The sequence below is a fragment of the Halomonas sp. HK25 genome (genome assembly GCF_047795635.1).
Classification (GTDB): domain Bacteria; phylum Pseudomonadota; class Gammaproteobacteria; order Pseudomonadales; family Halomonadaceae; genus Halomonas.
On record NZ_CP181044.1, the window covers coordinates 927,959 to 949,231 of the forward strand.

At 66.5% G+C, this 21,273-nt stretch carries 18 protein-coding genes; 4 read left to right on the forward strand and 14 right to left on the reverse strand.

Features of this window, described 5'->3' with window-relative positions:
* The first annotated feature begins 7 nt into the window (after positions 1-7).
* Entirely contained in the window at positions 8-670 is a 663-nt protein-coding gene (locus ACM26W_RS04555; protein WP_416139673.1) for a LuxR C-terminal-related transcriptional regulator, read from the forward strand.
* A gap of 108 nt (positions 671-778) precedes the next feature.
* Here ACM26W_RS04555 and ACM26W_RS04560 read toward each other — a convergent pair whose 3' ends face one another.
* The 4 genes from ACM26W_RS04560 to ACM26W_RS04575 all read right to left on the reverse strand — a co-directional run bounded on the left by ACM26W_RS04560 (position 779) and on the right by ACM26W_RS04575 (position 7,485).
* Positions 779-4,723, reverse strand: coding sequence for a NahK/ErcS family hybrid sensor histidine kinase/response regulator (locus tag ACM26W_RS04560; protein ID WP_416139674.1), 3,945 nt, complete (start codon positions 4,721-4,723; stop codon positions 779-781).
* Positions 4,724-4,791: 68 nt separating this feature from the next.
* Complete coding sequence (locus ACM26W_RS04565) at positions 4,792-5,307, reverse strand: hypothetical protein (protein ID WP_416139675.1); 516 nt, start codon at positions 5,305-5,307, stop codon at positions 4,792-4,794.
* Positions 5,308-5,421: 114 nt separating this feature from the next.
* Positions 5,422-7,218 carry a sodium:solute symporter family protein gene (locus ACM26W_RS04570; RefSeq protein WP_416139676.1) on the reverse strand — a complete coding sequence of 599 codons (1,797 nt, stop codon included), beginning with the start codon at positions 7,216-7,218 and terminating at the stop codon, positions 5,422-5,424.
* Between the two features lie 6 nt (positions 7,219-7,224).
* The gene (locus ACM26W_RS04575; RefSeq protein WP_416139677.1) at positions 7,225-7,485 is read right to left on the reverse strand and encodes a DUF4212 domain-containing protein; all 261 of its coding nucleotides are present in this window, start codon (positions 7,483-7,485) and stop codon (positions 7,225-7,227) included.
* 665 nt (positions 7,486-8,150) lie between these two features.
* On the opposite strand from ACM26W_RS04575, the gene ACM26W_RS04580 reads away from it, so the two are divergent.
* The 3 genes from ACM26W_RS04580 (at position 8,151) to ttcA (ending at position 11,647) form a co-directional block, all read left to right on the forward strand.
* Positions 8,151-9,968: a putative nucleotidyltransferase substrate binding domain-containing protein gene (locus tag ACM26W_RS04580; RefSeq protein WP_416139678.1), complete on the forward strand. Its 1,818-nt coding sequence runs from the start codon at positions 8,151-8,153 to the stop codon at positions 9,966-9,968.
* 44 nt (positions 9,969-10,012) lie between these two features.
* The gene (locus ACM26W_RS04585) at positions 10,013-10,639 is read left to right on the forward strand and encodes a 3'-5' exonuclease (protein WP_416139679.1); all 627 of its coding nucleotides are present in this window, start codon (positions 10,013-10,015) and stop codon (positions 10,637-10,639) included.
* Positions 10,640-10,726: 87 nt separating this feature from the next.
* Positions 10,727-11,647 carry a tRNA 2-thiocytidine(32) synthetase TtcA gene (gene ttcA / locus ACM26W_RS04590; RefSeq protein ID WP_416139680.1) on the forward strand — a complete coding sequence of 307 codons (921 nt, stop codon included), beginning with the start codon at positions 10,727-10,729 and terminating at the stop codon, positions 11,645-11,647.
* Between the two features lie 6 nt (positions 11,648-11,653).
* Here ttcA and fnr read toward each other — a convergent pair whose 3' ends face one another.
* The 10 genes from fnr to ccoO all read right to left on the reverse strand — a co-directional run bounded on the left by fnr (position 11,654) and on the right by ccoO (position 21,269).
* Positions 11,654-12,397, reverse strand: coding sequence for a fumarate/nitrate reduction transcriptional regulator Fnr (gene fnr, locus ACM26W_RS04595; protein WP_416139681.1), 744 nt, complete (start codon positions 12,395-12,397; stop codon positions 11,654-11,656).
* 99 nt (positions 12,398-12,496) lie between these two features.
* Positions 12,497-13,813 (reverse strand): oxygen-independent coproporphyrinogen III oxidase, encoded by a 1,317-nt coding sequence (gene hemN, locus ACM26W_RS04600; RefSeq protein ID WP_416139682.1) that lies wholly within the window; start codon positions 13,811-13,813, stop codon positions 12,497-12,499.
* Between the two features lie 160 nt (positions 13,814-13,973).
* Positions 13,974-14,672, reverse strand: coding sequence for a sulfite exporter TauE/SafE family protein (locus tag ACM26W_RS04605; RefSeq protein ID WP_416139683.1), 699 nt, complete (start codon positions 14,670-14,672; stop codon positions 13,974-13,976).
* Positions 14,672-14,902 carry a cbb3-type cytochrome oxidase assembly protein CcoS gene (ccoS, locus tag ACM26W_RS04610; protein WP_416139684.1) on the reverse strand — a complete coding sequence of 77 codons (231 nt, stop codon included), beginning with the start codon at positions 14,900-14,902 and terminating at the stop codon, positions 14,672-14,674. Before ccoS ends, ACM26W_RS04605 begins: the two co-directional genes overlap by 1 nt.
* On the reverse strand, positions 14,899-17,388 hold the full coding sequence (locus tag ACM26W_RS04615) for a heavy metal translocating P-type ATPase (protein ID WP_416139685.1): 2,490 nt from the start codon (positions 17,386-17,388) through the stop codon (positions 14,899-14,901). The genes ccoS and ACM26W_RS04615 overlap by 4 nt, the downstream gene beginning before the upstream one ends.
* A 30-nt stretch (positions 17,389-17,418) precedes the next feature.
* Positions 17,419-17,943, reverse strand: a complete 525-nt coding sequence (locus ACM26W_RS04620) for a FixH family protein (protein WP_416139686.1) — start codon at positions 17,941-17,943, stop codon at positions 17,419-17,421.
* Position 17,944: 1 nt separating this feature from the next.
* Positions 17,945-19,384: a cytochrome c oxidase accessory protein CcoG gene (ccoG, locus tag ACM26W_RS04625; RefSeq protein ID WP_416139687.1), complete on the reverse strand. Its 1,440-nt coding sequence runs from the start codon at positions 19,382-19,384 to the stop codon at positions 17,945-17,947.
* 132 nt (positions 19,385-19,516) lie between these two features.
* Complete coding sequence (gene ccoP, locus ACM26W_RS04630) at positions 19,517-20,446, reverse strand: cytochrome-c oxidase, cbb3-type subunit III (protein ID WP_416139688.1); 930 nt, start codon at positions 20,444-20,446, stop codon at positions 19,517-19,519.
* Positions 20,443-20,658 (reverse strand): cbb3-type cytochrome oxidase subunit 3, encoded by a 216-nt coding sequence (locus ACM26W_RS04635; RefSeq protein ID WP_416139689.1) that lies wholly within the window; start codon positions 20,656-20,658, stop codon positions 20,443-20,445. Before ACM26W_RS04635 ends, ccoP begins: the two co-directional genes overlap by 4 nt.
* A 2-nt stretch (positions 20,659-20,660) precedes the next feature.
* The gene (ccoO, locus tag ACM26W_RS04640; RefSeq protein ID WP_416139690.1) at positions 20,661-21,269 is read right to left on the reverse strand and encodes a cytochrome-c oxidase, cbb3-type subunit II; all 609 of its coding nucleotides are present in this window, start codon (positions 21,267-21,269) and stop codon (positions 20,661-20,663) included.
* Positions 21,270-21,273: the final 4 nt, after the last annotated feature.

Genomic DNA, 21,273 nt, shown 5'->3' on the forward strand with positions numbered 1-21,273 from the left:
AGAATCCATGGCCTTTGCCCAGAAATTCATCGTCGCCGATGACCATCCGCTGTTCCGCGCAGCCCTCACCCAGGCGCTGCGCCAGCTGGCGCCCCAGGCCGAGATCGTGGAGTCCGACACCATGCAGGCCACCGCCGAGGTGGTGAATCGCCACCCGGACGCCGACCTGATCCTGCTCGATCTGCACATGCCGGGGGCCCACGGCTTCTCAGGCCTGATTCAGCTGCGCGGCCAGACGCCGGATATCCCGGTGGCGGTGGTCTCGGGCAGCGACGAACCCTATGTGGTACGTCGCGCCATCGACTACGGTGCCTCCGGCTTCATTCCCAAGTCCTCCTCGCTGCAGCTGATTGCCGAGGCGGTGGGGGAGATCCTCGACGGTGAAGTGTGGCTGCCGGCGGAGCTGGCCGCGGTCATGGGCGAGGCCAACGAGGAGGAGACCAAGTTTGCCGAGGCGATCGCCTCGCTGACCCCGCAGCAGTTTCGCGTGCTCAACATGCTCACCGAGGGCCTGCTCAACAAGCAGATCGCCTATGAGCTCAGCGTTTCAGAGGCGACCATCAAGGCCCACGTCACCGCCATCCTGCGCAAGCTGGGCGTGCACTCGCGCACCCAGGCGGTGATCGCCGCCCAGAAGCTCGAGGTCGAGCCGCCGAAGGTGGAATCCTGAGCCGGCGGAGCCGGCTCAGGAGCTGTAAGCCTCAAGCTTGAAGCTGGAAGAACACCGCCCCCATGGCCTTGTCATGGGGGCGGTGTTCTTCCAGCTTGTGCGTCAGCGCTACTGCGCCGCGCGGCTGGCCTGCAGGGTGCGGGTGAGCAGGGCGCGCAGGGCGGCGGGGCGCACCGGCTTGAGCAGCAACTGGTAGCCGGCTCGCCGGACCTCCTCGGCCACCTCCTCGGTACGGTCCGCGGTGATAACGATGCCGGGCACCGCGCCCTCGAGCCGTTCACCGAGGGCCTCGAGCGCCATCAGGCCGGTGACCTCGTTGTCCAGGTGGTAGTCGGCCAGGATCGCGTCGGGGTCGCCATCGAGGTGGCGCAGTACGGACTTGGCGCCGCCGATGGTGGTGGCGGTGAACACCTCGCAGCCCCAGCCCGAGAGCATCGCCTTCATCCCCTCCAGGATCAGGCTCTCGTTGTCGATGCACAGCACGCGGATGCCGACGAGCTTGTTGCCGGCGCGCTTGGGCGAGGCGGCCTCCTCGGCCTGTTGTGCCTCGCTGCGCGCCTCGACCACCGGCACGCTGACCGCGAACATGGTGCCTGAGCCCTCCTTGGAGCGCACCGTGATCGGGTGGTCGAGTACCCGGCTCATGCGGTCGGCGATCGACAGCCCCAGCCCCAGTCCCTTCTCGCTCTCCTTGTGGCGCGAGGCCTGGTCGAGGCGGCGGAACTCCTGGAAGATCTCTGCCTGCTTGGACTCGGGAATGCCGGGCCCCGAATCCCACACCTGGATGGAAAGGCGGTCGCCGTGGCGGCGGCAGCCGAGTAGTACCCGGCCCTCCTGGGTGTAGCGGATGGCGTTGGAGAGGAAGTTCTGGATGATCCGGCGCAGCATCTGGGCATCGCTGTCGACCCAGGCCCGGGTCGGCACCACCAGCAGGTCGAGGCCGCGATCCTCGGCCATCACCTCGAACTCGGCGCGCAGCGGGCGGATGATGTCGGCCAGCGCAAAGTGGCTGCGCCGCGGGGTCAGGGCGCCGGCGTCGAGCTTGGAGATGTCGAGCAGGGTGCCGAGCAGTTCCTCGGCGGCCTGCAGCGAGTTGTCGATATGGCCGATGGTGCGCTTCATGGTGTCGGGCTCCATCTCCTGGGAGAGCGCCGAGGTGAACAGCCGGGCGGCGTTGAGCGGCTGCAGCAGGTCGTGGCTGGCGGCGGCCAGGAAGCGGGTCTTGGAGGCGTTGGCATCCTCGGCGAGCTGCTTGGCCTGGCGCAGCGCCAGCTCGGCCTCGGCGCGCACCCGGTTTTCCTGGCGCAGGGCGGCGTTGGCCTCGGAGAGCGCTTGGGTGCGCTCGCGCACTCGCTCCTCCAGGGTCTCGTTGGTCTCCTTGAGGGCGATCTCCGCCTGGCGCCGCTCGGTGATGTCTTGATAGAGGGCGAAGAAGCCGAGTATCGCCCCGCTGTCGCCGAAGTGGGGCGTGTAGGTCACCAGCATATAGCGGCGCCCCTCGGGCAGGCGGAGGGAGACTTCGAAGCTGACCCGTTCGCCGGCCAGGGCTCGCCTGATCCAGGGCTCACGCTCGCGGGCCATCTCCGGTGACACCACGTCCTGAACTCGCTTGCCGATCACCGCATTGCGGTCGATGCCGAAGGCCTGCTCATAGGCGCGGTTGGTGAAGAGGTAGCGGCATTCCTTGTCGAAGTAGGCGATCAGCGCGGGCACATTGTCCGTATAGATGCGGATGTTGTTCTCCGAGCGGATCAGCGCTTCCTCGATGCGCTTCTGCTGGGTGATGTCCTGATAGGTGTAGACGAAGCCGCCGCCGGGCATGGGGTTGCCCTGCACCTCCAGCACGCTGCCATCCTGGCGGTAGCGCACGTAGCGGTGGGGCTGGCCCTCGCGGATATTGTCGAGCAGCAGTTGGACGTGCTCCTCGGGGTCGCCGGGGCCGTACTCGCCGTTATGGGCGTTGTAGCGGAAGATCTTGTCCATCGGTGCGCCGACCCGGATCAGATGGTCGGGGAAGCGGAACAGCTCCAGATAGCGCTGGTTCCACACCACCAGTCGCAGGTTCTGGTCCACCACGCTGATGCCCTGGTTGATGTTCTCGATGGTGGCCTGGAGCAGGGCGCGGTTGAACTCCAGCACCTGGGAGGCCTCGTCGACGATGGAGATCACGTCGGAGATGCCGATGCCGCGGCCCTGCAGCGCCGAGTTGACCACGATGCGCGCCGAGGAGGCCCCCAGCACCGAGGCGAGGAAGCGCTCGGTGAACTGGATCACGTCGATGGAGGCACGAGTGCCGTCCTCCAGCGTCGAGCCGCTGCGCCGCGCGTAGTCGTGGAAGGCGCGGCTCACCTGATTGGCGCCCAGGAAGCGTTCGCACAGTACCTTGAGGTCGCCCACCGTGGTGGCCCCCGTCCAGGGTCGATTCACCGAGGTCTGGCGGGTCTCCACGCTGTCCACGAACAGCGAGGCCTGGATGCGCTCCACCACCCGCTGGGAGGTGACCTGGGAGACGAAGATGTAGCAGAACAGATTCACCCCCAGCGACAGCATGACGCCGTGGGTGAAGCTGTCGCCGACATTCAGCCCGAACAGCGAGGTGGGCGCCAGCCAGGCCAGCCCCAGCGGGCCGCCGTCTATCCAATGGCCCGGCAGCACCCCGGCGGAGATCATCGCCGGCATCAGCAGGCTGTAGGCCCAGATGGCGAAGCCGGCATTCATGCCGACGATCACCCCCAGGCGGTTGCCGCGCTTCCAGTAGAGGCCGCCGATCAGCGCGGGGGCGAACTGGGCGGCGGCGGCAAACGAGAGCATGCCGATGGAGGCCAGCGAGGTGAACTCGCCGATCAGCTGATAGAAGCCGTAGGCCATGGCCAGCACCGCGGCAATGGTGATGCGCCGGGCGCGCAGCACCAGGCGGCCGTAGTCTCGGGCCTTGGTGTCGAACCAGCGCAGGCGGAACAGCGCCGGGATGACGATCTCGTTGGAGATCATGATCGATACCGCCACGGCGGCCATGATGACCATGCCGGTGGCCGCAGAGAAGCCGCCGATGAAGGTCAGCAGGGTCAGCCACTCGCTTTCCGCCGCCATGGGCAGCGCCAGCACATAGGTGTCCGGTTCGATGCCGCTGTCGGCGAACAGGGTCAGGCCGGCGGCGGCCAGCGGCAGTACGAAGAAGGCGAAGGCCGCCAGGTAGAGCGGGAAGAGCCAGCGCGCCTTGGCGGCATCGTCGGGGTGGGTGTTCTCGACTACCGCCACGTGGAACTGGCGAGGCAGGCAGAGGATCGCCAGCATCGCCAGCAGGGTCTGGGCCCAGAAGCTCTGGCCGAAGTCCTGCTGGGAAAGTTGGCGCTGCAGCTCCAGTTGGACCTCCGCCTGGGCGAAGAGCTCGCCCAGGCCGCCGAACATGCCCCAGGTGACGTAAGCACCGAGCACCAGGAAGGCGACCAGCTTGACCAGCGACTCGAAGGCCACGGCGTGGATTAGCCCCTCGTGGTGCTCGGTGGCGTCGGTGTGGCGAGTGCCGAACAGGATCGCGAAGGCCGCCATCACCACCGCGACGTAGAAGGCAGTGTCGGCGAACAGCGGGGTATCGGTAGGGTCACCGGAGGCGGTGAGCACGCTGAAGGAGGTGGATACCGCCTTCAGTTGAAGGGCGATGTAGGGCAGGGTGCCGATCAGGGCCACCAGGCTGGCGAAGGCGGCCAGGGACTGGGCCTTGCCGTAGCGCGAGGCGATGAAGTCGGCGATGGAGGTGACGTTCTGGTGCTTGGCCACGCGGATCATCTTGGCCAGCACCGGCCAGAACAGCAGGAAGGTGAGGATCGGCCCGACGTAGATGCTGGCGAAGGACCAGCCACCGGTGGCTGCCTGGCCCACTGCGCCATAGAAGGTCCAGGAGGTGCAGTAGATGGCCAGTGCCAGGCTGTAGATGATGGGCCGGCGCCGGCTGGCGCCATGCTGGCGGGCATGCCGGTCGCCACGCCAGGCGATGCCGAACAGGACGGCGATGTAGAGCAGCGATATGGCAACCAGCAGCCAGCCTGAGAACATGGTCTCTCTCCCTCGAGTCTGGCGCCCATTCTAGGGCAATGTGACCCGGTAAGGCAGGCGGCGGAGCGTCAGGCGGTCTGGCAGACCGCCAGGAAGAGCGGAGCGTCCTCGGTCAGCCGGCGGCTGTGCTCGAGAAGGGGCTGGCGAGTGTCCGCATCCAGCGGCAGCATCTCGCGGGTGGTGCAGTTCATCAGCCAGGTCTGGGTCGTGACGCGGTCCTGGACCTGCTTCTCGAAGTGGTAAAGCAGGAACTCGACCCGCCGTTCACCTTCCTGCTCCTGAACTGCCATGCTCTGCTCATCGACCACGCTGAACGCGGTGGCCATGGGGAAGAGATAGGTCCAGGGGCGCCAGAACATGGCGTCGTGCTCGACCTGCACCACCCGGGCCGACTCGGGCAGCAGTTGCTGCTTGTGCTCGTACCAGGAGTACTCGACGTTGATCTGGTAGCCGAGCATGCCCATACCGGCGAATACCGGGATGATCCATCGCGGCAGCCGCTTGCCGCTGGCCATGCGCAGCAGCATGCCGAGGCCGGCGGCGCCGAGACCGGCGAAGACCGCCGCGATCAAGTGCCAAATCATGAAAGGTCCTTACTCAAAGCGATCGGGCTTCCCTAGGGAAGCCCGATCGGTGGGGATTGACTGGCCCGGCGAGCCGGGCCAGGGGGCCATTATGGCCCAGAATGGCCTGAGGCGTCAGTGGTCGATGGCAGTGCCAGCGCCCTTGGGATAGCGCACGCTTTCCACCAGGTCCTGGATTTCCTGCGGAGGCTCCTCGGTCGCACTGGAGATCGCGAAGGCCACCGCGAAGTTCATTATCGCACCCACCGCACCGAAGGAGAGCGGGGAGATGCCCAGGATCCAGTTGTCCGGAGTGTTGGGCAGCATGTTGGTGCCCGGAATGAACAACCAGCCCAGGTAGGTGAAGATGTACAGCAGGGTGGCGATCAGACCGGTCAGCATGCCGGCAACGGCGCCCTTGCTGTTTATACGCTTGGAAAAGATCCCCATCATCAGCGCCGGGAACAGCGAGGCGCCGGCGATACCGAAGGCCAGGGCCACCGTCTGGGCGGCGAAGCCCGGAGGGTTGAGGCCCAGGTAGGTGGCCAGCAGGATGGCGCCGCCCATGGAGATCCGCGCCGCCAGCATCTCGCCCTTCTCGGAGATCTTGGGGTTGATCATGGTCTTGATCAGGTCGTGACTGATGGCCGAGGAGATGGCCAGCAGCAGACCTGCGGCGGTGGAGAGCGCAGCCGCGATACCGCCGGCGGCGATCAGGCCGATGACCCAGCCGGGCAGATTGGCGATCTCGGGGTTGGCCAGTACCAGGATGTCGTTGTTGACCTCAAGCTCGTTGCCTGCCCAGCCGCGCGCCTCGGCCACCTCGTTGAACTCGGGATTGGCATCGTTGTACAGCTGGATGCGTCCGTCGTTGTTGAGGTCGTTGTAGGTGATCAGGCCGGTCTCTTCCCAGGTGCGCACCCATTCCGGACGGTCTGCATAGAGGATCGGCTCGGAAGAAGCGGCCTCGTAGTCCTCCACCTGGCCGGCGAGCTCGGGATAGACGGTGGTCATCAGGTTGAGGCGCGCCATGGAGCCCACGGCGGGTGCGGTCAGGTAGAGCAGGGCGATAAACACCAGGGCCCAGCCGGCAGACCAGCGGGCGTCGGCCACCTTCGGCACGGTGAAGAAGCGGATGATGACGTGGGGCAGGCCCGCGGTGCCGACCATCAGCGACAGGGTGAACAGCACCATGTTGAGCTTGTTGTCCACATCCGCCGTGTAATCGCGGAAGCCCAGCGCCACCACCACGTCGTCGAGTTTCTGCAGCAGCGGCACGCCGGACTCGGTGTGGGTGCTGAACATGCCGAACATCGGGATCGGGTTGCCGGTCAGCTGGAAGGCGATGAACACCGCCGGGATGGTGTAGGCGATGATCAACACCACGTACTGGGCCACCTGGGTATAGGTAATACCCTTCATGCCGCCGAATACCGCATACAGGAACACGATGAAGGCTGCGATCCAGATGCCCCAGGTGTTGGAGACCTCGAGGAAGCGCGAGAAGGCCACGCCGGCACCGGTCATCTGGCCGATGACGTAGGTCACGGAGGCCGTGATCAGACAGATGACGGCCACCAGGCGTGCCGCATTGCTGTAGAAGCGGTCACCAATGAAGTCCGGCACCGTGAACTTGCCGAACTTGCGCAGGTAGGGCGCCAGCAGCATGGCCAGGATCACGTAGCCGCCGGTCCAGCCCATCAGGAACGATGAGTTGGCGTAGCCGCCGGAGGCCAGCAGGCCGGCCATGGAGATGAAAGACGCCGCGGACATCCAGTCGGCGGCGGTGGCCATGCCGTTGGTGATCGGGTGGACGCCGCCGCCCGCCACGTAGAAGTCCTTGGTGGAGCCCGCTCGGGCCCAGATGGCGATGCCGATGTAGAGGGCGAAGGAGGCCCCTACGAACAGCAGGTTGATGGCAAATTGACTCATGCTGGTTTACTCCCCCAGACCGTATTTTTGATCGAGCTTGTTCATCTTCCAGGCGTAGAAGAAGATCAGCACGATAAAGGTGAGGATGGAGCCCTGCTGGGCAAACCAGAAGCCCAGGTCGGTGCCGCCCACGGGAATGCCGGAGAGCAGCGGCCGAAACAGGATGGCGCATCCGTAGGAAACGAAGGCCCAGACGATCAGGCATCCGGTGATCAGGCGCACGTTCGCCTTCCAGTAGCCGGAGGAATCGGTTTTCTCTTCCGCCATTGTCGTGTTCTCCACTTGTTATTGGTGGGGTTGGGAAATTGGGTGGTCGATTGATTGCGGGTCACCAGGGGCAATCACTTGGCTCTTGCCCGGCCTTTGCGAGCCCCGGGGGCTCATCCCGGTTGTGGGGAGGCCTGTGGGGCAGACCGCGCCGGAATCGGAAAGCATCGTTGCCGTGCGATTGCCCTGCGCGATGCAGTGTGGATAGTGGGCAATGAGTGGCGAAAATGAATCCCAGACTTTCGTATCATGAGAAAAATACGATTTAATAGGCGTTAGCTGGTTTCTTTATAATCAATGGTTTGTAAGCATGTTATCGGCTGATTACAGAGTGGGGGGGAACCGGATTAGGACGATTGTATAGGGGGCGGCGAGGCCGGCTTTCGTCCTGCCAACGCAGGCCTTTGACGATGGTCTAAGACGCCGGGAGGGAAGACGTTCGTCTAGCTTATAAGGGCAATGGAGAGGCTGCTATCCTTTCTTGAGTCCTCCTGCCAGGCAGGACATGCGGGTCCGCCGTCGCGGCATGCCCGTCCTCCAACAACCATCAGGTGGCGGCCATAAACGCCGTTCCCGTTCCGGCCCTTCCCTCAGCCAGCAGCCCCGACCGGGGTGGCGGGGATCAGGTGCGCCATGGTCGGAAAGCCGCCCGCGAGGTCAGCGCCATGGTCGAGGTCGATCTTTCCCAACCGCCGTTCACCCTGCTCGATGAGGCCGGCCGCGAGCGGGTTCGTCAGGGCGTTGACCTGGCCTACTTCGACCGAGACGAGATCATTCTCGAGACGGGGCAGGTCGGCGAGAACCTCTTCATCATCCAGAAGGGCGAGGTGGCGGAAGTCGACCCGACCCTGGCAGCGGCCCGTTCACGCATCGGCCACTACACCCGCGGCGACCTCTTCGGCGCCATCAGCATCCTCAACGGCAAGAGCCGCTACCGTTTCCGGGCCGAGCAGGAGAGCCTCTGCTACCTGCTGCCCAGGGCACTGTTCCTCGAACTCTGCGACGACTACCCGCCCTTCTCCGAGTTCTTCCGACAGACCCTCGCCCACAAGGCGCGCCTGCTGACCGAGCAGCGCGCCGAAGGCGGGGTCACCATGGCCGGCTTCATGCTGGCGCGGGTCGACGAGTGCATGCGTGAGCCGCTGATCGTCCCGGCCGCCACCACCATCGCCGAGGCCGTGACCACCATCAACGAGCGCCATGCCGACAGCCTGCTGGTGGAGGGTGATGCCGGCCCCGGCATGATCACCAAGACCGACCTGCTCAACGCCCTGGTAGTGGAGGGGCGTGATCGTGACAGCGCCTTGGAAGGGCTGGGTCGCAACGAGCTGATCACGGTGGGCCCGGGGCAGTATCTGTTCGAGGCGCTGGTGGTGATGACCCGCCATAAGGTGGAGCGAGTGGTGGTAGTGGAGAAGGAGGCTGCGATTGGCGTCGTCGAACTGACCGACGTGCTCAGCTTCTTCTCGAGCCGCAGCTACGTGGTCAGTCTGCAGGTGGAGCAGGCCGAGAGCCTCGAGGCGCTGGCCGCTGCCAGCCGCCGTACGCCGGAACTGGTCAAGGCGCTGATGGCCCAGGGGGTCAAGCTGCGCTTCGCCATGGGCCTGCTGGCGGCGCTCAACGGACGGATCATGAGCAAGGCCTGGGGCTTTCAGGTCGACGAGAGCTACCACCGTGACAGCTGCCTGATGGTCATGGGCAGCGAGGGGCGCGGGGAGCAGATCCTCAAGACGGATCAGGACAACGGCCTGATCCTGACAGACGACCTCGACTGGCCCGACTGCGGCGAGCAGATGCAGCGCTTCACCGAGACGCTGATCGAGCTGGGTTACCCGCCCTGCCCGGGCAACATCATGGTCTCCAACCCGGAATGGGTCGGTACCGTGACCCAGTGGTGTGAGCGCATCGCCAGATGGGCCAGCAAGCGTGACGGCGACAGCCTGATGAAGCTGGCCATCATGCTCGACTCCCACGCGGTGGCCGGCAACCCGGCGCTGCTCGACCGCGTGCGCGACGAGTTGTTCGAGCGCTGCGCCGGGGACGAGCTGCTGCTCTCCTACTTTGCCCGCACCATTCTGCGCTTCTCCACCCCGCTGACCCTGTTCGGCTCGCTCAAGCGGCCCCAGCACGGCATCGACATCAAGAAGGGCGGCATCTTTCCCATCGTCCACGGGGTGCGGGTGATGGCCCTGGAGCGGCGCATCCGCCCGACCTCCACCCTGGAACGGCTGGATGCCCTGGCGGCGGACGGCCGGTTGGAACCGAGTTTCGCGGAGGATCTGGGCGAGGCCCTGTCGCTGTTCACCGAAATGCGCCTCAAGCAGCAGCTCGAACACCTGGGCAGCGGCGGCGAGCGCAAGCCCGACCGCGTGGTGGTTCAGGAGCTTTCGTCCCTTGAGCGCGATCTGCTGCGTGAGGCGCTGCATATCGTCAAGGACTTCAAGCAGCGCCTCTCGCACCGCTTTCACCTGGAATATTCGTGACGCTGACGTCCGAAGGAACGACAACGACAAAAGGAGACCCCGTCATGATCAAGGCCCTGCGGCGCGCCGCCGACCGGCGCCGGCAAGCCAATGGTGACTATGCCTGGCTGTTTCACCCCTACACCGGGGACGAGATGGTGGTCATCGATACCGAGACCACCGGCCTCGACACCCGCAGCGCCGAGCTGGTCTCGATTGCCGCCGTCAAGGTGCGTGGGGATCGGGTGCTGACCAGCGAATCCCTGGATCTGCGCCTGACACGTCCCGCCAGCCTCTCCGGCGAGTCGATCCGCATCCACGGTCTGCGCGGCATCGATCTGGATGGCGGTCTGGCCGTGGAGGATGCCCTGGGGCGCCTGCTCGATTTCGTCGGTAACCGCCCGCTGGTAGGCTGGTACCTGGGCTACGACCTGGCGATCCTCAACCGTGAGCTGCGCCCGCGCTTCGGCTTCGACCTGCCCAACGCCACCATCGACGTGGCCCAGAGCTATCTGCGCCGCTTGCGCCGCCGCCATCCGGAGGTGGAGTCCGCGCCGCGCTTCGAGAAGGTGGCCCAACTGCTGGACGTGCCGCTGATGGGGCGCCATACCGCCCTGGGCAATGCAGTGACCACGGCGCTGATCTTCCTGCGGCTGGAGCGCCAGGCCAGTGACGTTCGGTGCTATTCCTGAGCGGCCGGGACGGCGTCGCCTGATGGCGCCGGCAATGGTAGGATGGGCGCCCGTCATTTTCGCCCGCACTGGTAGCGCTTACCGACCATGCAAGACGCCTTGAACTTCGACCCTCGCGATCGCCAGGAGGCCCCCTCCGTGACGACCTCCCCGATACAGGAAGCCCCCTCGCCGACCCTGGATGCCCGCGGGCGGCGGGAGTTCAACAAGCTTCAGAAACGCCTTCGCCGCCAGATGGGTAACGCCATCATCGACTATGGCATGATTCACGAGGGCGACCGAGTCATGGTGTGCCTGTCCGGCGGCAAGGACAGTTACACCCTGCTGTCGATCCTGCGCAACCTGCAGCGCAACGCCCCGATCGACTTCTCGCTGGTGGCGGTGAACCTCGACCAGAAGCAGCCGGGCTTTCCCGAGCACGTGCTGCCCGAGTACCTGGCGTCTATTGGTGTCGAGTACCATATCCTCGAGCGCGACACCTACTCGGTGGTCAAGGAGAAGACGCCGGAAGGCAAGACCACCTGTGCGCTCTGCTCGCGGCTGCGCCGCGGCTCCCTCTATGGCTTCGCCGAGGAGATCGGCGCCACCAAGGTGGCTCTGGGCCATCATCGCGAGGATATTCTCGAGACGCTGTTCCTCAATCTCTTCTTTGGTGGCAGCCTCAAGGCGATGCCGCCCAAGCTGCTCGCCGACGACGGCAGGAACATCCTGATCCGCCCGCTGGCCTACTGCCGCGAGGCGGATATCGCCGAGTTCGCCCGCCTGATGGCGTTCCCGATCATCCCCTGCAACCTGTGCGGCTCCCAGCCCAACCTGCAGCGTCAGGTGGTCAAGGAGATGCTGGGGGAGTGGGAGAGGAAGCACCCCGGGCGCCTGGAGAGCATGTTCAAGGCGGTGACCAACGTGGCGCCGTCACAGCTGGGCGATCGCCAGCTGTTCGACTTCGCGGGGCTGGAGGAGAAGCAGACGCGGCTGCTGGCCAGCCGGATCGATCTCCTCAACGAGTAGGGTTGGCTATTTTGCTCCTTCCTCTTCGGCGACCAGGGTCAGGGACTCCAGGTCGAGGATATGCACCTCGCGGCCCGAGACCTCCACCAGGCCCTGGCTCTGGAAGCGGCCGAGGATGCGGCTGACGGTTTCCACGGCCAGGCCCAGGTAGTTGCCGATGTCGGCCCGCGACATGGAGAGGCGGAAGCTGTAGGGAGAATAACCGCGGCGGCGAAAGCGGTCGGATAGGCCTGCGAAGAAGCTGGCCAGGCGCTGGTCGGCGGTCTTGCGCGACAGCAGGCGCATCATGCGGCGATCGTCGCGTAGCTCCTTGCTCATGCTGCGATAGAGTTGGACGCGCAGCTCGGGCAACGTCTCCGACAGCTGATCCAGGCGGTCGAAAGGAATCTCGCAGACGGTGGTGGTCTCCAGTGCCACTACGGTGCCGGGGTAGTGCTCCCCATCGATGCCGTCCAGGCCCACGAGCTCGCTGGGCAGGTAGAAGTTAGTGAGCTGGTCGTCGCCGCTACCCTCGGTGGTCACCTGCTTGAGACTGCCTGAACGCACCGCATAGACGCTGGTGAAGGGACTGTCCTGGCGAAACAGCGTCTCGCCCTTCTTGAGCGGTGCACGCCGGCGGATGATGGCGTCGAACTGGTCCATGTCCTGAACTTCGAGTGCCAGCGGCAGACACAGCGAACTCAGGCTGCAGGTCTGGCAGCGAGTTTCGTGCAGTACAGAGCGCCGCCGTCCGGTCAGACTATCAGGCATGGCCGCCTCCTCCTTGATCATGATCATGGTGGACAGTATGGAGGATTCTGCGGGCAGGGCAAACCACCTCCAAGGAGGTAGGCACGCCAGGCTGGGGACTCAGGACAGGCAGGAGGCCTCGGGGTCGAAGGCGGCAAGCAAATGGGACAGGCCCCAGACCCCATCGGGTGTCACCCTCAGGCACTCGCCGTGGCGCGCCAGTAGCCCCGCCTGGCAGAGCGGGGCCAGGCGCTTCAGGGCGTCGGCCAGGACCATCGTGGCGTCGAGCCCATGGGTTTTCGACAGCGCGGCCGGGTCCAATTCGTGGCGACAGGCGAGCGCCTCGATGGCGTCGCGACGCAGGCGCTCGACGGGGTCCAGCCGGTGGCTGGCGGCGGCGGGCAGACGGCTCGCATCCAGCGCCGCCTCGTAGTCGGTCAGACTCATGGCGTTTCGGGTGCAGGTGTCACCGATACGGCTGATCGCGGCGATTCCGAGGCCGATCTGGTCGCCGGGTGGATAGTGGGTGTAGCCCTGCAGGTCGCGCGCCAGGCGGCCCTCTTCCAGGGCCAGCGCCAGGCAGTCATCCTCGCGGGCAAACTGACCGAGCCCGATGTGCACGTAGCCGGCGTCATCCAGCCGGTCGCGAGCCTCGTCGAGGATCGCCAGGCGGGCTGCCGCGTCGGGCAGGTCCTCGGTCTGGATCTCGCGCTGGGGCCGGTAGCGCTCAGGCAGGTGGGCATAGCGGCGCAGGGTGATGCGCGCCGGGGTCATGGCAATCACCTGGTCGATGGTCTCCCCGAAACCCTCGGGCGTCTGTAGCGGGAGGCCCACGATCAGGTCCAGGTTGAGGGAGTGGAAGCCGAGGCGCTCGGCCTCGTCCACCAGTGACTCGGTCAGCACCCGGGGCTGGATCCGGTTGATCGCCTTCTGCACGCGAAGGTCGAGCTCCTGGACGCCCAGGCTCAGGCGGTTGAAGCCCAGCGCCTGAAGGTGGCGCAGGGTGAAGACGTCGGCCTCGCGCGGGTCGATCTCGATGCTGAAGTCGCGCTCCCGGGCGCCGGAGAGCCCGAAGCGGGCGTCGAGACGGTCGAACAGATCGCCCATCTGGTCCAGCGACAGGAAGGCGGGGGCGCCGCCACCCCAGTGCAGTCGCTGCACGGCAGGGAGGTCATCCAGCAGGCGGCTGATCAGCACCATTTCACGATCGAGCCGAGTGAGGTAGGGCTCGGCCTGACGGCTATCCCGGGACGGCACCCGCTGGGAGGCACAGAAACGACACCCCTGCCGGCAGAAGGGCAGGTGCACGTGAAGCGCCAGCGGTGCCCCGGTGGGGCGCTCGGTCAGGGCCTGGGACAGCGCGGCGGGGGCGCCACCCGCGTCGAGGCGAGCGGGATAGGTGAGATAGTGTGATCCGTCGTGGTCGTGGAACTGCATCGAGTGCCTGCTTCCGGCAGCCCAGGATGGCCCGGCGCGATCGTTGCGTTTCGCCTGAACGGGCATGACGGCGCTCCCGGCTATGAATTTTCTCTCATGCTAGGTCGGCTTGGCGCCAGGGGCGTTGAGCTGCGTCAATCCGGCGTGGAATAGTGCCGAATCACCCGTGGCCTTGAGAGGGGAGCATCAGCCACAGCTGCCATAGCGCAAAGGCGATGATCGACAGTGCCGCCAGCGTGCGTGTGGCCGGGTGGCGGATCAGTCCACCCAGCTGGCGTGCCGCCAGGCCGGTGGCGAGCAGCGCCGGCAAGGTGCCGAGGCCGAAGGCGCCCATCAGCGCCGCGCCCCTGAGCGGATCGGCGGTGGCCAGGCTCCAGGCCAGCATCGAGTAGACCAGCCCGCAGGGCAGCCAGCCCCACACGGCGCCCAGCGCCATCGCCTGGGGCACCTTCACCACCGGCATCAGCCGCCGACCCACCGGCTCCAGGTGGCGCCACAGGCGCTTGCCGAGCGCTTCGACCCTGAGCAACCCCTTCCACCAGTCGGCGATGTAGAGTGCCATCAGGATCAGCATCAGCGCGGCGAAGCCCTGCAGGGCGGTGCGCATGCCGGGAGTGAGGGTGAGCAGGGTGCCGAGGGCGGCCACCAGGGCGCCGGCGAGCATATAGCTGGCGATGCGTCCCAGGTTGTAGCCCAGCAGCAGGCCGGTGAGACGCGCCGTCGAGCGCATGCTGGGTGGCACGGCGAAGGTCAGGGCACTCATGATGCCGCCGCACATGCCGATGCAGTGGGCGCCGCCGAGCAGGCCGAACACGAAGGCCGCCAGCAGCGGCGGCAGGCCAAGGCCGGTGGGGTCCATCAGTTGGGCTCGTCGGGGTCCGCACGCTCCGCCCTGGCGCGCTCGCGAGAGTCGCGGCGGCGCTGGCGCTCGTCGGCGGTCAGGTCGTTTTCGTCCTCGTCGAAGAGGATGCGATGGGCGGGGCCCTCAAGGTCCTCGAACTGGTCGTTCTTTACCGCCCAGAAGAAGGCCCAGACGGCCAGGCCCAGCAGGATCAGCGACAGCGGGATCAGCAGGTAGAGGATGCTCATGGGGTCACCCGACTCGGTTCTGGAGAGGGCTTCGGCAGGGGCGCCGCCACGGGCATGGCACGGCTGCGGAAGCGGTTGAGGCGCAGGGCATTGCCCACCACCACCAGGGAGCTGGCCGACATGCCCAAGGCGGCCAGCCAGGGTGGGACGAAGCCCATGGCGGCGATGGGCATGGCGGTAAAGTTGTAGCACACCGACCAGACCATGTTCTGGCGCATCACCCGACGGGTGGCCCGACTGATCTCGATCGCCTCGACGATGCGTGACAGGCGCGGGCTGAGCAGGATGGCGTCGGCGCTGGTGCGCGCCAGGTCGGTGGCGCCGTTCATGGCGATGGCCACGTCGGCGCCGGCGAGCACCGGAATGTCGTTGATGCCGTCACCCACCATGGCGACCTTCTCGCCGGCGGCCTGGCACTCGCGGATGCGCGCGAGCTTGTCCTCGGGGCTGGCGCCGCCGCGCCAGGTGGCGATCTCCAGTCGCCGGGCCAGGTCGCCCGCCGCGCCGGGGGTGTCGCCGGAGAGCAGTTCCACGGTGAGCCCCAGTGCCTTGAGCGCCGCCACGGTGTCGGCGGCATCTTCGCGCACCCGGTCCTGCAGGGCAAACCAGGCGCGCGGCTCACCCTCCTCGGTGAGCAGTAGCCATTGGCCGTCGCCGGGCGCCTCGAGGGTGTGGTCCGGCGCGGCGAAGTCAGGCTTGCCGAGCCGCCAGCGGCGTCCCTCCAGAAGGCCCTCCAGGCCCTGGCCAGTTCGGCTTGCCACCCCGGTGGCGTGCATCGTGGCCAGCCGATAGGGGTGGAAGGCCCGGGCGATGGGGTGTTCGGAACGCGCCTCCAGGGCGGCGGCCAGGGTGCGGGCGCGCTCGGGGTCCAGCCCGCCCAACGGATGGGTCTCGACCAGCGCCATCTGGCCAGTGGTCAGGGTACCGGTCTTGTCGAGGATCACGCGATCGAGCTGAGAAAGCGACTCGATGGCATCGGCGCGGGTCACCAGCACCCCGCGGCGGCGCAGCTGGCCATGGCCGGCGGTGAGCGCGGTGGGCGTGGCCAGGGCCAGGGCGCAGGGACAGGTGACGACCAGCACGGAGAGCATGATCCAGGGCATTCGCGCCGGGTCGATGAACCACCAGGCGATGGTCACCACCGCGGTGACCAGCAGCAGGCGCAGCACGAAGAGGTGCGCCATGCGCGCCGCCATCTGGGCCAGGCGTGGACGACTGGCGAAGGCCCGGTCGGTGAGGTCGACGATGCCGGCTACCCGGGCGTCGCGTCCGGCGTGGGTCACCCGCACCACCAGCGGGCTCTCGATGTTCTGGCTGCCGCCGGTGACGGTGTCACCGAGGCGCCGGGTGACCGGCAGGTATTCGCCGGTGAGCATGGATTCGTCGAGGCTCGACTCGCCGTCCTCGATCACGCCGTCGGCGGGCACGCCGTGGCCGGGCTTGACCAGCACGCGGTCGCCGGCGGCGAGCTCGCTGGCCGGCAGGATGCGCTCCTCGCCCTCCTCGGTGAGGCGAATCGCCGAGAGCGGCAGGGCGCCGGCCATGGCGTTGCCGCTGTGACCGCTGCGGCGTCGGGCGCGAGCTTCCACGTAGCGCCCGAAGAGCAGGAAGAAGGTGAACATCGCCGCCGAGTCGAAGTATACCTCGCCCTTGCCGGTGATCACCGCATAGCCACTGGCCGTATAGGCGAAGCCGATGGCCAGGGATACCGGCACGTCCATGCCCAGCACCCGGGTGTGCAGGTCGCGCACGGCGTTGCGGAAGAAGGGCGCCGCCGAGAAGAACACCACCGGGGTGGTCAGGGCGAAGGAGAGCCAGTGGAAGAGGGCGTTGAAATCCTCGCCGATGCCCTCGGGGCCGGCCACGTAGATGGGGATGGAGAACATCATCACCTGGGCCATGCCCACCGCGGCGATGATCAGCCGGCGCACGTTCATGCGCTCCTCGTGCTGCAGGCGCGCCTGGGCCTCGTCGGGCTCATAGGGTTGGGCCTGATAGCCGATGGCGGCCATCTCGGCCAGTAGCCGCGACAGCTTGACCGTCTCGGGGTCCCAGCTCACCCGCACCCGGTGGTGGGTGAGGTTGACGGCGCTTGAGTCGACCCCCGTCAGGGCGTTGAGGCGGTGCTCGATCAGCCAGGCACAGGCGGCGCAGGTGATGCCATCCACGGCCAGGGTGGCATGCACCCGGCCGCTGTCGTCGCCCTCCGCATGCACGAACTGGCGCTGCAGGCCCGGGTCGTCGAACACCGCCCAGGTCTCGGCACGCACGGATTCGCGCTCGTCGGGGCGTTCCGGCAGCTCGGTGCGGAAGCGGTAGTAGCTTTCCAGGCCGCCATCGACGATGGCGTGGGCCACCGCCTCGCAGCCGGGGCAGCACAGCGGCTGGCGGGTGTCGTCGAGGGTGATCGACCAGGGGGCTCCCGCGGGAACTCTGCTGCCGCAGTGGTAGCACCCCGCCGAGCCGGCAGCGACGGCCTCACTCATGGGCTCAGGATTCCTCGCCAGTCAGGCATGTCAGGAGTCGTTAGCGGGTGCCGCCCGGCCGGGAGTCAGGCGTACGGCCTCCTCGTCGGGGAAGCGGCCTTCGCCCACCAGGCGCCACTCGGGGTCGTCGCTCTGCGGCTGCAGCTGCAGGTACCAGCGGTAGCGCAGGTTGTCGGGCGCCTGGCCCAGATAGCGGCCGTCGCGCACGTGTTCCAGGGTCAGCTCGATGTCGCGGTCGTCCTGGGTGGGGAAGATCAGCTCGAAGTCGAGTTTCTCGGGAAAGCTCTCGCCGCCCTCCAGGTCGAGGATCACGTCGCTGGTAAGGGGATCGATGCGTAGGCTGGCAGAAAGGCCCAACTCGGCGGCGCGCTCCTGCTTGGCCAGCACCATGTTGATGGCGCGGCCGTGCTCGTAGTAGTCCTCCTGGACCATGCCGTCGGCGCTGCGAACGGCCAGGTAGGCGAAGGTCGAACTGACGCTGATGGAGAGCATCAGCAGGCCGAGCAGGAACCAGGGCCAGAACTGTTTGTACCAGGGGGTCACGGGGTGAGACATGTTATCTCCGGAGTTCACCGATAAAGCGAGTCTCTCGCTCCAGCGTGATGCGTGGGTGGTCATCGGCCTCGATGCGCAGGGTGATGGGGTGGCTGGGGCGCTCGATCACCTCGGGGTCGACGGTGATCGATACCACGGCGCGGCGGCTGTCACCAGCAGGTACCGTGATGCGGTCGGTGTCCAGGACCAGCCCCGGCAGGCCGGAAGCCTCAAGGTGATAGCTGTGCGCCTGACCGTCCAGGTTGCGCACCATCACGACGTAGACGTTGCTGAGGCGGCCATCGCGGGTGAGCTGGTAGAGCTCGGTGCGTTCGCGTTCCACCTCGAAGCCCAGCGGGGTGCGGTCGGCCACCGCCCAGGCAAAGACCCCGATCATCACGATCAGTGCCGCCAGGTAGCCCATCAGGCGGGGACGCAGGATGTGGGTGGGCTTGCCCTCCAAGGCATTCTCCGTGGTGTAGCGGATCAGGCCGCGAGGATAGCCCATCTTGTCCATCACGCTGTCGCAGGCATCGATGCAGGCCGCGCAGGTGATGCATTCGTACTGCAGGCCGTCACGGATGTCGATGCCGGTGGGGCAGACTTGCACGCAGAGGTCGCAGTCGATGCAGTCTCCGTAGCCGGCTTCCCTGGCCTCGGCGTGGCTGAGGGTCTTCTTGCGGGCGCCACGGGGCTCGCCGCGGTCCGTGTCATAGGAGACGATCAGAGTGTCGCGGTCGAACATCACCGACTGGAAGCGGGCGTAGGGGCACATGTAGATGCACACCTGCTCACGCAGCCAGCCGGCGTTGAGGTAGGTGAAGACCAGGAAGAAGCCGGTCCAGAAATAGGACCAGCCATGGGCCTGCAGGGTCGGCAGGTCGACGACCAGCTGGCGGATCGGCGTGAAGTAGCCGACGAAGGTCACCCCGGTGGCCAGGGCGATGACCAGCCAGATCGCGTGCTTGGCCGACTTGCGCCACAGCTTGTCGGCGCTCATGCCCTGACGGTCGAGCTTGATGCGGCGGTTCCGGCTCCCCTCGAGGCGGTGCTCGAACCAGATGAACAGGAAGGTCCAGACGCTCTGCGGGCAGGTGTAGCCGCACCACACCCGGCCGGCGAACACCGTGATGAAGAACAGTCCGAAGGCGCAGATGATCAGCAGCCAGGAGAGCAGCATGAACTCCTGGGGATAGAAGGTGGCGGCGAAGATATGGAACTCCCGGCCGGGCAGGTCGAACCAGATTGCCGGACGATCGCCCCAGGGCACCCAAGGCAGCAGGAAGAAGGCCAGCATCAGCAGCCAGTTGGCGCCCCGCCTCACGCGCTGGAAGAGGCCTTTGATCTCCCGCACATAGATGTGGCGACGCTTGGCGTACATCTCCTGTTGTACCGTGGCGCCGGGAGAATGGTGCTCGACCGGTGACGGCGTGACATCGCGGGTGGGAATCTTGTCGCTCATGGCAGGCTCACAGCAGGAGGGGAGAGGACCAGTGCCCATGTGTTGCAGTGCACCCATTGTATCGAGACCGCGTGCCAACGAGAAAGGGTGCGACGTGAGGCCGCACCCTTCTGTTTGTTCCTGAGCGCCGGGTCAGTCCCGGAAGCGCAGGCTGTAGACGTAGGCGGCGACCAGGTGGACGCGCTCCTCGCCGATGTAGGCTTCCTGGGCCGGCATGTGGCCGTTGCGCCCGTTGCGCAGGCTCTGGCGCACGGAGTCGGCCACGCTCTGCCCCGGTGCCTGGTAGAGCCAGATATCGTTGGTCAGGTTGGGCGCACCCAGCGCCTGGTTGCCGGTGCCGTCGGGCATGTGGCAGGCGGCACACACCGAGGCGTAGGTCGCGGCACCGCGCTCGGCGCGCTCCCCGTCATGCTCCAGGTCGGATAGCGCCAGGACGTGCTGGGTGACGTTCTCGATGTTCTCCTCGCCGAGCTGCTGCCAGGAGGGCATCAGGCCGTTGCGCCCGCGCACCAGGCTGGTGACGATGTTCTCGGGTTCGCCGCCGTAGAGCCAGTCGTCGTTGGTCAGGTTAGGGAAACCGTAGCCGCCCTGGGCGTTGGAGCCGTGACACACCGCGCAGTTGTTGAGGTAGATGCGCTCGGCCACCTGCATGGCGTCGCCGTCCTGGGCCAGTTCGGGGATCGGGATCTCCTGATACTGGGCGAAGATGGGCGTGAAACGCTCCTCGGCGCGAGCCACCTCTTCTTCCCACTGCCCTTCCTGGGTCCAGCCCAGTACGCCGGCGAAGTTGCCAAGGCCCGGGTAGAGTACCAGGTAGCCCAGCGAGAAGATCACGGTGCCCACGTAGAGCTGGAACCACCAGCGCGGCAGCGGGTTGTCATACTCCTCGATGCCATCGGCGGCGTGCCCGGTGGTCTCGATGTTGCCATCGGCATCGGGGGTCTTGTCGGTCTTGCGGTTGGCGTAGAGCAGCCAGAAGGCAAGACCGATGGAGCCCAACGTGATGACGATGATCCAGGCGCTCCAGAACCCGGAAAGGGAGTCACCCCAGAGATTGTTCATGTGTTCCTGTCTCCCTTGCTCTTGCGGGAATCGGCCCCGTTCGGCGAGGCGCTCCTGTCACGATGCGGTTGCTCATCATCATCGGCGAAGGGCAGGTGGGCCGCCTCGTCGAAGTCCGGCTTGCGACGCTTCGAGTAGGCCCACACGGTGATGCCGATGAAGGCCAGAATCAGAAGGCCTGTGATGATGCCGCGGAAAGTCCCGGTATCCATGCTCAGCGAGTTCCCTCGAGCACCGTGCCCAGTTGCTGAAGGTAGGCGATCAGCGCGGTGATCTCCTGCTGGCCGCGCACCTCGCGGGTGGCGCCCGCGATGTCCTCGTCGGTGTAGGGCACGCCCACCAGGCGCAGCGCCTGCATCTTCTTCGGCGTATCGTCGCCGTCCAGGGTGCGCTCGAAGAGCCACGGGTAGGAGGGCATGATCGATTCGGGCACCACGTCGCGCGGGTTGTACATGTGGGCGCGGTGCCAGTCATCGCTGTAGCGGCCGCCGACGCGCGCCAGGTCGGGGCCGGTGCGCTTGGAGCCCCACAGGAAGTTGTGGTCGTAGACCGACTCCCCGGCCACGCTGTAATGGCCGTAGCGCTCGGTCTCGGCACGGAACGGGCGGATCATCTGCGAGTGGCAGCCGACGCAGCCCTCGCGGCGATAGATGTCGCGGCCCTCCAGCTCCAGGGCGGAGAGCGGGCTCAGCCCGTCCACCGGCTCCGTGGTCTGCTTCTGGAAGAACAGCGGCACGACCTCGGCCAGGCCGCCGAAGCTGATGACCACCAGGATCAGTACGGTGAGCAGGCCAACGTTTTTTTCGACGATCTCGTGTTTCATTGGT

What these genes read in the sequence shown, in the direction of transcription:
- ACM26W_RS04555 (WP_416139673.1), top strand. Translation starts at nt 8, where the DNA reads ATGGCCTTTGCCCAGAAATTCATCGTCGCCGATGACCATCCGCTGTTC.
- ACM26W_RS04560 (WP_416139674.1), bottom strand. Translation starts at nt 4,723, where the DNA reads ATGTTCTCAGGCTGGCTGCTGGTTGCCATATCGCTGCTCTACATCGCC.
- ACM26W_RS04565 (WP_416139675.1), bottom strand. Translation starts at nt 5,307, where the DNA reads ATGATTTGGCACTTGATCGCGGCGGTCTTCGCCGGTCTCGGCGCCGCC.
- ACM26W_RS04570 (WP_416139676.1), bottom strand. Translation starts at nt 7,218, where the DNA reads ATGAGTCAATTTGCCATCAACCTGCTGTTCGTAGGGGCCTCCTTCGCC.
- ACM26W_RS04575 (WP_416139677.1), bottom strand. Translation starts at nt 7,485, where the DNA reads ATGGCGGAAGAGAAAACCGATTCCTCCGGCTACTGGAAGGCGAACGTG.
- ACM26W_RS04580 (WP_416139678.1), top strand. Translation starts at nt 8,151, where the DNA reads ATGGTCGAGGTCGATCTTTCCCAACCGCCGTTCACCCTGCTCGATGAG.
- ACM26W_RS04585 (WP_416139679.1), top strand. Translation starts at nt 10,013, where the DNA reads ATGATCAAGGCCCTGCGGCGCGCCGCCGACCGGCGCCGGCAAGCCAAT.
- ttcA (WP_416139680.1), top strand. Translation starts at nt 10,727, where the DNA reads ATGCAAGACGCCTTGAACTTCGACCCTCGCGATCGCCAGGAGGCCCCC.
- fnr (WP_416139681.1), bottom strand. Translation starts at nt 12,397, where the DNA reads ATGCCTGATAGTCTGACCGGACGGCGGCGCTCTGTACTGCACGAAACT.
- hemN (WP_416139682.1), bottom strand. Translation starts at nt 13,813, where the DNA reads ATGCAGTTCCACGACCACGACGGATCACACTATCTCACCTATCCCGCT.
- ACM26W_RS04605 (WP_416139683.1), bottom strand. Translation starts at nt 14,672, where the DNA reads ATGGACCCCACCGGCCTTGGCCTGCCGCCGCTGCTGGCGGCCTTCGTG.
- ccoS (WP_416139684.1), bottom strand. Translation starts at nt 14,902, where the DNA reads ATGAGCATCCTCTACCTGCTGATCCCGCTGTCGCTGATCCTGCTGGGC.
- ACM26W_RS04615 (WP_416139685.1), bottom strand. Translation starts at nt 17,388, where the DNA reads ATGAGTGAGGCCGTCGCTGCCGGCTCGGCGGGGTGCTACCACTGCGGC.
- ACM26W_RS04620 (WP_416139686.1), bottom strand. Translation starts at nt 17,943, where the DNA reads ATGTCTCACCCCGTGACCCCCTGGTACAAACAGTTCTGGCCCTGGTTC.
- ccoG (WP_416139687.1), bottom strand. Translation starts at nt 19,384, where the DNA reads ATGAGCGACAAGATTCCCACCCGCGATGTCACGCCGTCACCGGTCGAG.
- ccoP (WP_416139688.1), bottom strand. Translation starts at nt 20,446, where the DNA reads ATGAACAATCTCTGGGGTGACTCCCTTTCCGGGTTCTGGAGCGCCTGG.
- ACM26W_RS04635 (WP_416139689.1), bottom strand. Translation starts at nt 20,658, where the DNA reads ATGGATACCGGGACTTTCCGCGGCATCATCACAGGCCTTCTGATTCTG.
- ccoO (WP_416139690.1), bottom strand. Translation starts at nt 21,269, where the DNA reads ATGAAACACGAGATCGTCGAAAAAAACGTTGGCCTGCTCACCGTACTG.